Source organism: Rhizobium leguminosarum (assembly GCF_002953715.1).
GTDB lineage: Bacteria > Pseudomonadota > Alphaproteobacteria > Rhizobiales > Rhizobiaceae > Rhizobium > Rhizobium leguminosarum_V.
Genome location: NZ_CP025017.1, coordinates 177,893 through 190,141 on the forward strand (window position 1 = coordinate 177,893; position 12,249 = coordinate 190,141).

Genomic DNA, 12,249 nt, shown 5'->3' on the forward strand with positions numbered 1-12,249 from the left:
TCGCGATTTGGGACATGACAGATCATGTCCCTGGCCGACTTTGTCCTCATCATGCGCCTTCGTTACGGGGACGACCTGTCTGGTCGCGACCCGTGAATGTCGCGCCAACTCAAAATTCCCGATAATTTTTTCGCCATCGACCCAAGGAAAGCCATCCGAGAAACGTCTCAATCTGGAAATAGCATCTTGCTTGGTAGCATGGGGTAGGTGCGGAATTGGACGCGGAGCTCATAGAACGAGCGCAGGGCGGTGACCGGGAGGCCTTTGGGCAACTGGTCTCGCGCCATTATGATTTCGTCCATGCGACGGCGTGGCGGTGGTCTGGCAGTTCCACGGATGCCGACGACATCGCCCAGGAGGTCTGCGTCAAGCTCGGCGCGGCGATCCGCAGCTTTCGCGGCGCCAGCCGCTTCAGGACATGGCTCTATACGCTGACGCTCAACGCCGCCCGCGACCATAGACGCAAGCTTGCACGAGAGGAGCAGACATTCCGCGCCTACGCCGCCGAACCGCAGCCCGATGCGCCGGCCGGAAGTGACGACGAGCTATCGAGCGAATTATGGGCAGCCGTGCGCGCCTTGCCGGAAAGGCAATGCGACGCCGTGCTGCTCGTTTACGGCGAAGGTCTCAGCCATTCGGCGGCCGCTGATATCATGGGCTGCTCGGAGGCGACCGTGTCCTGGCAGGTCCATGAGGCGCGCAAGAGGCTGAAGGCCGTGCTCGGCAAGGAAGAGGTATGACCGTGGACAAGGAACTCGAAAAGCTCTCCCGCCTGACACCGCCGGCATCGACGCCGGAGGCCCGCGCGCAGGCGCTTACTGCCGCGATGCAGGCCTTCGACACCGCGGAAAATAATGCGCCGGCGCCCCAAGGAAATGCAAAAGGCGGGCGTCAAAGCTCCATCATCAACTGGATATGGAGCCCTGCCATGAACAAGAAATTCCTCGCCGGTTCAGCCCTTGCGACGCTGCTCGTCATTCCCGCCGCCGGTTATCTCGCGATCGAGCTGACCCGCAACGGATTGCCGATCGTCGACCAGACTGAGATCGCCGGCAATCTTTCGAAAAGTGAGGCGTCGAAACAACCGGCTGCAACCGCCGGTCAGCCGGTTGCGGTCTCGCCGCAAATACCGGCCGGGAACGACAGCCTGGCTGAGCAATCTGTTGCTGTCGCGCAAGCGCTGCAGGACAAGGAGGCACCGGCCCTCGCGAAACCCGATGCGTCGCAGACATCCGAATTCGATGCCAGCGCCGCCCTCACGAACAAGCCGGAGGGTTCTGCCGCGGCACTCGGGGCGGCCAAACGCGCTGCGCCGGCCGCTCCCGGCATCGTCCCCCAGCAGCAGTTGACCGAACCGATGGCCGCCATCGCCCCCTCGCCTGCGCCACCTGCGGAGGCGCGCGTCCAGATGCAGCTCGATCCCAGTCGCGAGCGGTTTGCCAGTGCCGCTGCAAATCCGATCAAGAGCGTCGCGACGGATCCGGTTTCGACCTTCTCCGCCGACGTCGACAGCGCGTCCTATTCCTTCGTTCGCCGCTCTTTGACGGGCGGGGCAATGCCCGATCCGCAATCGGTTCGCGTCGAGGAGATGATCAATTATTTTCCCTATGATTGGCCGGGTCCTGATAAGGCCGACCAGCCTTTCAAGGCGACTGTGACGGTGATACCGACGCCCTGGAACCACGACACGGAATTGATGCATGTGGCGATCAAGGGCTATGACATCGCGCCGGCGACTACGCCGCATGCCAATCTGGTCTTCCTGATCGACGTGTCGGGCTCGATGGACGAGCCGGACAAACTGCCGCTGCTGAAGAGCGCCTTTCGGCTGCTGGTCAACAAGCTGAAACCCGACGATACCGTCTCGATCGTCACTTATGCCGGCAATGCCGGCACCGTTCTGGCGCCGACACGCGTGGCGGAGAAATCGAAGATCCTGTCGGCGATCGACAGGCTGGAGCCCGGCGGCTCGACCGGCGGCGCCGAAGGCATCGAGGCGGCCTACGATCTTGCCAAGCAGGGCTTCGTCAAGGACGGCGTCAACCGGGTGATGCTGGCGACGGACGGCGACTTCAATGTCGGCCCGTCGAGCGACGAGGATTTGAAGCGCATCATCGAGGAAAGGCGCAAGGACGGCATCTTCCTCACCGTTCTCGGTTTCGGACGGGGCAATCTCAACGATTCCCTGATGCAGACGCTCGCCCAGAACGGCAATGGCAGCGCCGCCTATATCGACACCTTGGCCGAGGCGCAGAAGACGCTGGTCGAAGAGGCCGGATCGACGCTGTTTCCGATCGCCAGCGACGTCAAATTCCAGGTCGAGTTCAACCCGGAACGGATCGCCGAATACCGGCTGATCGGTTACGAGACGCGGGCGCTGAAGCGCGAGGATTTCAACAATGACCGTGTCGATGCCGGCGATATCGGCTCCGGCCATAGCGTCACGGCGATTTACGAAATTACGCCCAAGGGAAGTCCCGCGGTGATGAATGACGACCTGCGGTACGGCGCAGCGGATCAGGTGCCGGCCGAGGCCTCCGACAGCGCCCAACAAGGCGAGCTTGCCTTCGTCAAGATGCGCTACAAGCGGCTGGGCGAGGACAAGAGCGCCCTCATCACCACGCCTGTCAGCGAGGGCAACGCGGTCGCCACCGTCGATGCCGCGCCGCAGGATGTCCGCTTCTCGGTAGCCGTCGCAGCCTTTGGCCAGAAACTCAGCCATGTGGCAGCCGTCGACGCCTATTCCTATCAGGCGATCGCCGATCTCGCTGCCACATCGCGAGGGGCGGATGCCTTCGGTTACAGGTCGGATTTCCTCGGTCTGGTTCGGCTGGCGGACGGCCTCAGTCAACGATGAGGCAAGAGGCACAAAACTGTACCAAACAAGAGGCCGTCCCAAAAGGGCGGCCTCTGCTGAATGATCATCCCGGTCTCGATCCGTTGGCGGTGAGATAAACAGCGTAGAGAGACGTGCTTGCAGTGATGAAGAGACGGTTCAGTTTCTCGCCGCCGAAAGCAACGTTGGAGACGCCCTCAGGAATATGGATCTTGCCGATCAAAGTACCATCCGGATCATAGGCGTGCACACCGTCGCCGGCGCTCGTCCATATCCTGCCTTTCCGGTCCACACGAAAACCATCGAACAGACCTGCGGTACATTCCGCGAAAACGCCGAGATCGGTCAGCCTCCCCTCATTCGAGACTGCGAGCTTTCTGATATGACGCGGACCGCCGGGCAGATGCGTTGCCCCCGTGTCGGCAACGTAGAGCAGCGTCTCATCCGGGGAAAAGGCCAGTCCGTTCGGCTTGACGAAATCGGACGTCACCTGATCGGTCGTGCCTGTTGCCGGATCATGCCGGTAGACATGGCATCCGCCGATTTCCGCCTCGCCGTAGTCGCCCTCGTAGTCGTGGAGGATGCCGTAGCTCGGGTCGGTAAACCAGACGGTTCCATCGGACTTGACGGTGACGTCATTTGGAGAATTGAGCCGCTTGCCTGCAATTCGATCGGTCAGAACGGTGATCGTGCCGTCGAATTCGGTTCGTGTGACACGGCGCGTCAGATGCTCGCAGGTGATGAGCCGTCCCTGATTATCGACAGTGTTGCCGTTCGAGTTGTTGCTGGGTGCGCGGAATACCGATGTATGCCCGCTGGTATCGTCGTAACGCATCATCCGGTTGTTGGGGATATCCGAGAAAACCAGATACCGCCCGGCGGCAAACCAGGCCGGCCCCTCCAGCCAGCGCCCACCCGTCCAAAGCCGCTCGACGCGAGCGTGACCCACGAAGCAGCTTTCAAAGCGCGAGTCGAGAACCTCAAACCCTGTACCGTCAATTTGCCCGAACATGATGCTCCTCCGTATCATCAATTGTTATCGATATCATATAGTCGTGTTTTGAGGCCGTCGTACAGGCATTCATACGCCGAGAATCTTGGTTTTTCGACTTCGGAATGGTACATCCCTGCAATAAAATCGATTGTGCGATGATAGCGATAACTTTATCGTGTGTTGAATTGCCCAACTCGGAAGCTTTGTGAAAGCGGAGACCAGTGAAAAACGAGGATGAGCCGAAAGACAAGCGTCTCAAGCCGGGAGACGCTCAAAAGCTGACGATGGCGGAGGTCGCCAAATATGTCGGCGTATCTGCCATGACCGTTTCGCGTGCCTTTCGCCAGGATGCGAGCGTTTCCGAGGAGACCCGGAAGCGTATCATGGAAGCCGTCGATGCGCTCGGCTATGTGCTCGATCTGTCGGCCGGCAGTCTTTCGTCGCGGCGGAGCGGCTTCATCGCCGCCCTGGTGCCCTCGATCAACAATTCGAATTTTTCCGACACCGCGCGGGGCATTACCGATGCGCTGCAGAATACCGGCCTTCAACTCCTTCTCGGCTATACCGACTATTCGGCGGAGAAAGAGGAAGAACTGATCGAGGCGATGCTGCGCCGCCGCCCTGAAGGCATCATCCTGACCGGTGGTTCGCACACGGCGCGCGCGCGGCGCATGCTCGCAAAAGCCGGCATTCCCGTTGTCGAGACCTGGGAACTTCCGGAAGATCCGATCAATCAGGTCGTCGGCTTTTCCAACAGCGAGGCGATGGCCTTGCTGGTGCGGACACTTGCCGGCCAGGGATATCGGAAGTTCGGCTATATCGGCGGAACGACGGCGCGCGATACGCGCGGCAGCCAGCGGCGCAGTGGTTTCCAGAAAACTGTCGAAGAACTCGGCCTCGGACCGGGACGGATGATTTCCTTCGGCGTCCCGCCTATCACGATGGAACAGGGTGGCCAGGCAATCGTCAGTCTGCTGGAGCGCTGGCCGGACACGGAAGTGGTTCTCTGCGTCTCCGACCTTTCCGCCTTTGGCGCCATCATGGAATGCACGCGTCGGGGAATGAAGGTTCCGCGGGACATCGCCATTGCCGGTTTCGGCGATTACGAGATCTCGTCCATCTGTCATCCGCGCATCACCACCATCAATGTCGATTGTTATGGCATTGGTCGCCAGGCGGCCGCCCGTCTGCTGCATGCCCTGCAAAGTGGCGAGGCGACTGGCGATGAGATCACATTGACCGGTTATAAGGTTGTCTTGCGCGAAAGCACGGATCGCAACGGCGCGCCGACCGCCTGAATACCACAGCGCCGCGCGTCCTTTCAGATGCGTGGCGCTGTAACACTTTGAATTAATATACAATTTTAGCCTTACATCGATTCCGATTTAAAGAACTACGCAGTCGGTCAAAAGGCGATCTGGACTTTCATGGACTTGCTGCGGTCGCCCGCCAATTCAAAGGCGGCGACGGCCTCTTCGATCCCGAAAACACCCGTCAGCAGCGGCTTCAGATCGACGCGACGCGCATTGATCAGTTCGACGGCGAGCGCAAATTCCTCGTGAAAACGGAATGTCCCGCGCATCTCGATTTCCTTCGCAACGATCATGTTCTGCGGAATGGAAACATCGCCGCCAAGGCCGAGCTGCACGAGAACAGCGCGAGGCTTGAGCGTCTCCAGGCCGGCGCGCACGGCTTTCTCATTGCCCGACGCCTCGAACATGACATCGAAGTATCCCTTGTCAGCGCTGTAAGCTGCAAGGTCGGAAGCATGCGTGGCAACATTGATCGTTCGGTCGGCGCCGCTGGTGCGGGCAATCGCCAGAACGCTGTCGGTCACGTCGGTCGCGACGATCTCACGGGCGCCGAGGACGCGCGCCGCAACGATCGCCAACATCCCAATGGGGCCGCAACCGGTGACCAGCACGCGTTTGCCGAGCAGCGATCCGGCGCGGTTTGCCGCATGCAGCGTCACCGCAAAGGGTTCGGCAAAGGCAGCCTCGTGAATGGAAATGCCGTCCGCGACCTTGTGGCACTGCCAACGCTCCGCCACCAGCCGTTGGCGAAAGCCACCCTGAATGTGCGGCATCGGCATGGCGCTGCCGTAAAACCGCATGTTGAGGCAATGGTTTTGCTGTCCCTTCAGGCAATATTGGCAATGGTTGCACGGCCGGCTCGGAGAAACCGCGACACGGTCTCCAACGGCAAGATCGGCGACGCCGGAGCCCAGTGCCTTGATCGTTCCGGCGATCTCATGGCCAAGGATCATCGGTTCGCGCAGGCGAACGGTGCCGAAACCGCCGTGATTGTAATAATGCAAGTCGGAACCGCAGATGCCGCCGGCTTCGATGGCAATCTCCACCTGCCCGGCACCGGCAACCTCCGGCTCGCGCTCTTCGATCCTCAGATCCTTGGCGGCATGAATGACGATGGCTTTCATATCGGGACCCTCACACGACGGGAGTTGGAAGCGGGCTACCTGCAAAATGCGCAGCGAGATTGTCTCTGACCAGTTGGCCCATGGCCTTGCGGGTCTCGACAGTGCCAGAGCCGTGATGAGGCTGCAACACGACGTTTTGAAGCGTCAGGAAACGTGCATCGATCCTCGGTTCGTTCAGGAAGACATCAAGGCCCGCAGCCTGAATAGTGCGGTTTTGAAGGGCTGCGATCAGCGCCTCTTCGTCTACCGTCGTTCCGCGCGAGACATTGATCAAGATGCCGTTCGGACCGAGTGCTTCAAGCACCTCAGCGTTGATGATCTTCATGGTCGCCTCCCCACCGGGGACGATGACGATCAGAAAATCGGCCCAAGCGGCAAGCGCGATCAGGTCGGGCTCGTAGGTGTAGGCAACATCCTGGTGATCATGGCGAGCGAAATAGGAGATGTCGCAGCCGAAAGCGGCAGCCCTCTTGGCGATTGCCTTGCCGATCCGCCCCATGCCGGCGATCCCCACCTTCTTGCCCGAGACGCGCGTCACCAGCGGCATGGCGACGCTGCCCCACTGGCCGGAGCGGACCAAAACATCGGCCTGCGGGATCTGCCTTGCCGTGGCAAGCAGCAGTCCGAGGGCGATATCGGCGACATCTTCGGTCAGCACATCGGGGGTATTCGTGACGCGAATGCCGTTGGCGCGGGCATAGGACAAGTCGATTGCATCGGTGCCGACGCCGTAACAGGAGACAATTTCCAGTTTCGGCAATTGCGCCATCAGCTCTGCGGAGGCTCCGAGTTCGCCACGGGTCGCTATGGCGCGGATATCCTTGCCGACCCTGGAAATCAGCTCCTGCCGGTCTGCCGCTTCCCAGAGGCGATGGATGCGGTAGTTCGCCTCCAGATCCACCATGTCCCATTCCGGATAAGCTCCGGCCATCAAGATTTCTACCTTAGGCATTCCGTTTCCATCCCGCATTTTGACTGTTGATTATGTTATCGATAACATATAATTCGGAAAAGGGATGTCAAGTGAGTTTCACCGTCAGCGGCAGTTGAAGCCGTCACCCGCGGCGAAACCGGAGGAGTTATTTGCATGAAGAACTTGTTTGATCTTACCGGACGGCGTGCCCTGATCACCGGCTCGAGCCAGGGGATCGGCTACGCGCTGGCCGAAGGCCTGGCGCAGTATGGCGCCCAAGTCATCATCAACGGCCGCACGCCCGAAAGCGTCAACCGCGCGGTCGAGAGCCTGAAGGATCAAGGCCTGTCTGCCCATGCGGCGATCTTCGACGTGACCAGCAAGGACGCTGCCAAAGCGGGTATCGACGCAATCGAAGCCGATATCGGTCCGCTCGACATCCTGATCAACAATGCCGGCATGCAGTTTCGTACGCCGCTGGAAGATTTCCCGGCGGACAAATGGGAGCTGCTGCTGACCACCAATATTTCGAGCGTATTTTATGTCGGTCAAGCGGCGGCCAAACCCATGATCGCCCGCGGACAGGGCAAGATCATCAACATCGCCTCCGTGCAAAGCGAACTGGCTCGCCCCGGCATTGCTCCCTATACGGCGACCAAGGGCGCGGTGCGCAATCTGACCCGCGGCATGTGCGCCGACTGGGCCAAGTACGGCCTGCAGATCAACGCGATTGCGCCGGGCTATTTCAAGACGCCGCTCAATCAGGCGCTCGTCGACAATCCCGAGTTCTCGTCCTGGCTCGAGAAGCGGACGCCGGCCGGACGCTGGGGCAATGTCGACGAACTGGTGGGGGCCGCCGTTTTCCTGTCGGGCCGCGGCTCGTCCTTCATCAACGGGCATACGCTTTATGTCGACGGTGGCATCACGACCTGCCTCTGATAGAGACCACACCATGGATTTCGAGAAAAAGGCGCCACCTCTGGCCGTCGTTGTCATGGGCGTCAGTGGCTGCGGCAAATCCTCGGTTGGAGAGCATCTCGCCGCTCGAAATGGCGTGCCGTTTCTGGAAGGTGACCAAGTCCACCCCGCTGGCAATGTCGAGAAGATGGCGCAGGGCATGCCGCTGACCGACGACGACCGGCTGCCCTGGCTCGACCGGATCGGCGAGGAAATAAGGACCGCGCAAGAAGCATCGCAAGGGCTGGTGATTTCCTGTTCGGCGCTGAAGAGAAGCTATCGGGACAGGTTGAGGCAGGCGGCGGACGGGCATCTCGCCTTTGTTTTCCTGGAAGGATCCCGTGATCTGTTGCTGTCGCGGATGCAGGCCCGTCAGGGCCATTTCATGCCCGCGACGCTGCTCGACAGCCAGTTGCAGACGCTGGAGCCGCCGACCGGTGAAGCTGGTGTTGTGACGGTGGCGATCGATAATGCCTTGGATGATATTGTGGCACTGGCTTGCAAGGGACTGAGCGGCATGGCCGTCAAGGGAGGAAATTATCATGCAGGATGACTACAGAGCAGATGTCGCCGTCATCGGTGCAGGCATCATGGGAACGGCGATCGTCACCCGATTGATCGAAACCGGGCATAAGGTATCGGTCTTCGACCTGGATACCGAAAAAGTTGCGGCTTTGCAGGCCAAGGGTGCGCGTCCGGCCGGCTCCGTGGAGGAAGCGGTCTCACGGTCGGCGTTTTGCGTGCTCAGCCTCAATCACGCAAACATCGTCCGCGCTGTCGTCTTCGGCGAAAAGGGCGTTGCGGCGGCGGCGAATGCCGACAAGGTGCTGATCGATATGTCCTCGATCGACCCGGCTGACACGGCCGACATGGCGACGCGGCTGCGTCGAGAAACCGGCATGGCATGGGTGGATTGCCCGCTTTCCGGCGGCGTGCCAGGTGCGCTGAGCGGACGCCTGACGATTATGGCCGGTGGCAGTGCTGAGGATTTCGAACGGGCACGCGTGGTGATGCGGCATCTTGCCGCCAATTACACGCTGATGGGTGTATCCGGCGCGGGGCAGACCACGAAGCTGATCAATCAATTGTTTTGCGCCGTGCTGTTTCAGGCCGTCGCGGAGGCGGTCAAGCTCGCTGAAGCAGGCGGCGTCGACCCGGCCGCCATTCCGGCCGCCCTTGCCGGCGGCAGGGCGGACAGCCGCATATTGCAGGAATTCATGGCGAAATTCGCCGCTCGGGATTTCTCGCCGACAGGCAGAATCGACAATATGTTGAAGGATCTGGATTCGCTTCAGGCCTTTGCGCTGAAGACGAAGACGCCATTGCCGATGACCGGCTCGGTGGTCGAGATTCACCGCCTGCTCTGCGCTGCCGGGCTTGGACCGAAGGACTCGGCCGAGATGATGCGCCTTCTCGATGGATTTCAGGCCGACTGACGTCAATCCCTCCGAGAAATTCGAGATCGTCATCTTTCCGCTTGACCATCCATAAATGTTATCGATAACATACATCCATGACAACCGCAGCTTTGGGAGGAGCCACAGTGGAAGCCAAGAGACTGCTGGAGTTCCAGTCGATCACCAAGAGTTTCGGCGGCACGCAAGCGCTGCGTGACGTCTCGATCGATCTGCGCGAGGGCGAAATTCTCGCGCTGCTCGGGGAAAACGGCGCCGGCAAATCGACGCTCATCAAGACGCTTGCGGGTATCTACAAGCCCGATACCGGCGACATCCTGTTTCGCGGCCAGAGCTACCATCATCGTCCCCCGAAGCCGAACGAACGGCAGCCGGTTGCCTTCATCCACCAGGATCTCGGTTTGATCGAGTGGATGACGGTCGGCGAGAACATGGGCCTGTCGCAGGGCTTCTCGATGCGTCGCGGCCTGATCGATTGGAACAGGACGCAGGCGCGTGCCAAGGAAGCCTTGAAACTGGTCGGCTGCGACTTTGATCCTACGACGCGCGTCTCGGCGCTGTCGCGTACCGAGAAATCGCTTGTCGCCATTGCCCGTGCGCTTGCCGTCGAAGCCGACGTTCTGGTGCTCGACGAGCCGACGGCGAGCCTTCCCGCCGATGAAGTCGATCGGCTTTTCAATGCGATCCGCCCCTTAAAGGATCGCGGCGTCGGCATGATTTACGTTTCCCACAGGCTCGATGAGATTTTCCGGATTGCCGATCGGGTCGCCGTTCTGCGCGACGGCTGCATGGTGGGACAGAAGCCCGTCAGCGAGACCACCCCCGAGGAACTGGTGACGATGATCATCGGCCGCAGCGGCGACAGCCTCTTTTCCAAGACCGCGATCACGCCCGGCAAGGCGATCGTGGAGGTTCGCGATCTCGTTTGCGCCGGCACAGGCCCGATATCGTTCGATATCCGCGAGGGTGAGCTTCTGGGCCTGGCTGGATTGCGTGGCGCCGGTCAGGAACGGATCGGCCGCGCCCTGTTCGGTTGCGAGCCCTTCAACGGCTCGGTTCTGCTGCATGACGAGGCCCCCGACCTTTCCAGCCCACGAGGGGCAATGGCGTCGGGCATCGGCTTGATTGCCCGTGACCGGACGGAGGAATCCGTGGCGCTCTCGCTGTCCATTCGGGAAAATACCTACCTTAATCCGGGAGCCGTCGGGCGTGGGCTTTTGTCCTTCCTGTCGCCGCGCGGCGAAGCCGATCTTGCCCATAAGATCGGCCATTCCGTCGGCCTGCGGCCGAACGACCCGGATCTGCCTGTGGAGGCCCTGTCGGGCGGCAATCAGCAGAAAGTGGTCGTCGGCCGCTGGCTGGCGACCGGCCGCAAGCTGCTGATCGCCGAAGATCCGACCGCCGGCGTCGATATCGGCGCGCGTGCGGAGATCTACCGTCTGATCACCCAGGCGCTCGAGGCCGGTCTCGCGGTCGTCGTGGTGTCGACCGACTTCGAGGAAATCGCCCATATCTGCCACCGCGCGCTGGTTTTCTCGCGCGGCAAAATCGTCAGCGAACTGACTGGAAGCGCTCTGACAACGGAGGCGGTCATCACGGCCGCATCCGCATCGGAAGCCGCTTGAGCCACCGGGAGAACAGCCATGCAATCCATTGAATCCACGGCGCTGGAGCCGACCAAGAGCGAAATGGCAGGTCTGTCCACAGGACAGAAGATCGGACGCCTGATCCCGGTCTACGGGCTGGTGATCCTGACCGTCGGCCTGATCGTGATCTTCTCGATCCTTCTGCCCGATACCTTCCCGACCCTGTTGAACGTCCGCTCGATCGTGTCCGACAAGGCCATCATTGCGCTTCTGTCGTTGGCTGCGATGATCCCGATGGCATCGGGTCGCATCGATCTGACCGTCGGCTATGGCATCGTGCTCTGGCACATTCTCGCCATCAGCCTGCAGACCGCCTACGGCCTGCCCTGGCCGGTCGCGGTCGTCATCGTGCTCGCGCTCGGCGTTCTGACCGGCTGCATCAACGGTCTGCTGGTCGAGGTTGCGAAGATCGACAGCTTCATCGCGACGCTCGGCACCGGAACGGTTCTATACGCGCTTGCGCTTTGGCACACCGGCGGCCGGCAGGTGGTCGGCGTCCTGCCTGATGGTTTCTATGCGCTGAACGGCACCATGCTGTTCGGCCTGCCGATCACCGGCTTCTACGTGCTCCTGATCGCCATCTGCATGTGGATCGTGCTCGAATACCTGCCGATCGGCCGTTACCTCTACGCCATCGGCGCCAATCCGAAGGCGGCGGCCCTCAATGGCATTCCGGTCCGCAAATTCGTGATCGGCGCCTTCGTCACCTCGGGGCTGCTTGCGGCCCTGACCGGGGTCCTGCTCGCCTCGAAGCTGCGCATCGGCCAGGCGAGCGTCGGCCTCGAATATCTCCTGCCGGCGCTTGTCGGCGCGTTCCTCGGATCGACGACGATCAAGCCCGGACGGGTGAACGTCTGGGGCACCTTGATCGGCGTCATTATCCTGGCGGTCGGAATATCAGGAATTCAGCAATTCGGCGGATCGTTCTTCGTCGAACCGCTGTTCAACGGCGTCACCCTGCTGATTGCCATTGGCATAGCAGGCTACGCCCAGCGCAAGCGCGGAGCTGTGAGGAGGATCACACCCGCATCCAAATGAGGATGCCGGTTTA

The 12,249-nt window shown here is 61.0% G+C and carries 11 protein-coding genes; 8 read left to right on the forward strand and 3 right to left on the reverse strand.

Translation table 11 applies throughout. The annotated features are described in order from the left end of the window. Positions 1-215 precede the first annotated feature (215 nt). The gene (locus CUJ84_RS37305) at positions 216-740 is read left to right on the forward strand and encodes an RNA polymerase sigma factor (RefSeq protein WP_105010427.1); all 525 of its coding nucleotides are present in this window, start codon (positions 216-218) and stop codon (positions 738-740) included. After that, positions 737-2,857 (forward strand): vWA domain-containing protein, encoded by a 2,121-nt coding sequence (locus CUJ84_RS37310; protein ID WP_105010428.1) that lies wholly within the window; start codon positions 737-739, stop codon positions 2,855-2,857. Before CUJ84_RS37305 ends, CUJ84_RS37310 begins: the two co-directional genes overlap by 4 nt. 64 nt (positions 2,858-2,921) lie before the next feature. Here CUJ84_RS37310 and CUJ84_RS37315 read toward each other — a convergent pair whose 3' ends face one another. Continuing rightward, the gene (locus tag CUJ84_RS37315) at positions 2,922-3,848 is read right to left on the reverse strand and encodes an SMP-30/gluconolactonase/LRE family protein (protein ID WP_105010429.1); all 927 of its coding nucleotides are present in this window, start codon (positions 3,846-3,848) and stop codon (positions 2,922-2,924) included. A 203-nt stretch (positions 3,849-4,051) separates the two neighbouring features. On the opposite strand from CUJ84_RS37315, the gene CUJ84_RS37320 reads away from it, so the two are divergent. Next, positions 4,052-5,128 carry a LacI family DNA-binding transcriptional regulator gene (locus CUJ84_RS37320; RefSeq protein ID WP_105010430.1) on the forward strand — a complete coding sequence of 359 codons (1,077 nt, stop codon included), beginning with the start codon at positions 4,052-4,054 and terminating at the stop codon, positions 5,126-5,128. Positions 5,129-5,235: 107 nt separating this feature from the next. Here the strand turns inward: CUJ84_RS37320 and CUJ84_RS37325 are convergent, their stop codons facing one another. Together CUJ84_RS37325 and CUJ84_RS37330 are read right to left on the reverse strand one after the other, a co-directional pair. Then, complete coding sequence (locus CUJ84_RS37325; protein WP_105010431.1) at positions 5,236-6,267, reverse strand: L-idonate 5-dehydrogenase; 1,032 nt, start codon at positions 6,265-6,267, stop codon at positions 5,236-5,238. Positions 6,268-6,277: 10 nt separating this feature from the next. Next, on the reverse strand, positions 6,278-7,219 hold the full coding sequence (locus tag CUJ84_RS37330; protein WP_105010432.1) for a 2-hydroxyacid dehydrogenase: 942 nt from the start codon (positions 7,217-7,219) through the stop codon (positions 6,278-6,280). A gap of 135 nt (positions 7,220-7,354) precedes the next feature. On the opposite strand from CUJ84_RS37330, the gene CUJ84_RS37335 reads away from it, so the two are divergent. The 5 genes from CUJ84_RS37335 (at position 7,355) to CUJ84_RS37355 (ending at position 12,236) form a co-directional block, all read left to right on the forward strand. Next, the gene (locus tag CUJ84_RS37335) at positions 7,355-8,119 is read left to right on the forward strand and encodes an SDR family oxidoreductase (RefSeq protein WP_012760673.1); all 765 of its coding nucleotides are present in this window, start codon (positions 7,355-7,357) and stop codon (positions 8,117-8,119) included. 13 nt (positions 8,120-8,132) lie between these two features. Beyond that, positions 8,133-8,690, forward strand: coding sequence for a gluconokinase (locus CUJ84_RS37340; protein ID WP_105010433.1), 558 nt, complete (start codon positions 8,133-8,135; stop codon positions 8,688-8,690). Beyond that, positions 8,680-9,573: an NAD(P)-dependent oxidoreductase gene (locus tag CUJ84_RS37345; protein WP_105010434.1), complete on the forward strand. Its 894-nt coding sequence runs from the start codon at positions 8,680-8,682 to the stop codon at positions 9,571-9,573. The genes CUJ84_RS37340 and CUJ84_RS37345 overlap by 11 nt, the downstream gene beginning before the upstream one ends. A gap of 107 nt (positions 9,574-9,680) precedes the next feature. Next, positions 9,681-11,177 (forward strand): sugar ABC transporter ATP-binding protein, encoded by a 1,497-nt coding sequence (locus CUJ84_RS37350; RefSeq protein WP_105010435.1) that lies wholly within the window; start codon positions 9,681-9,683, stop codon positions 11,175-11,177. 18 nt (positions 11,178-11,195) lie between these two features. Continuing rightward, positions 11,196-12,236: an ABC transporter permease gene (locus CUJ84_RS37355; protein WP_029873595.1), complete on the forward strand. Its 1,041-nt coding sequence runs from the start codon at positions 11,196-11,198 to the stop codon at positions 12,234-12,236. Positions 12,237-12,249 lie beyond the last annotated feature (13 nt).

What these genes read in the sequence shown, in the direction of transcription:
- CUJ84_RS37310 (WP_105010428.1), top strand. Translation starts at nt 737, where the DNA reads ATGACCGTGGACAAGGAACTCGAAAAGCTCTCCCGCCTGACACCGCCG.
- CUJ84_RS37315 (WP_105010429.1), bottom strand. Translation starts at nt 3,848, where the DNA reads ATGTTCGGGCAAATTGACGGTACAGGGTTTGAGGTTCTCGACTCGCGC.
- CUJ84_RS37325 (WP_105010431.1), bottom strand. Translation starts at nt 6,267, where the DNA reads ATGAAAGCCATCGTCATTCATGCCGCCAAGGATCTGAGGATCGAAGAG.
- CUJ84_RS37330 (WP_105010432.1), bottom strand. Translation starts at nt 7,219, where the DNA reads ATGCCTAAGGTAGAAATCTTGATGGCCGGAGCTTATCCGGAATGGGAC.
- CUJ84_RS37335 (WP_012760673.1), top strand. Translation starts at nt 7,355, where the DNA reads ATGAAGAACTTGTTTGATCTTACCGGACGGCGTGCCCTGATCACCGGC.
- CUJ84_RS37340 (WP_105010433.1), top strand. Translation starts at nt 8,133, where the DNA reads ATGGATTTCGAGAAAAAGGCGCCACCTCTGGCCGTCGTTGTCATGGGC.
- CUJ84_RS37345 (WP_105010434.1), top strand. Translation starts at nt 8,680, where the DNA reads ATGCAGGATGACTACAGAGCAGATGTCGCCGTCATCGGTGCAGGCATC.
- CUJ84_RS37355 (WP_029873595.1), top strand. Translation starts at nt 11,196, where the DNA reads ATGCAATCCATTGAATCCACGGCGCTGGAGCCGACCAAGAGCGAAATG.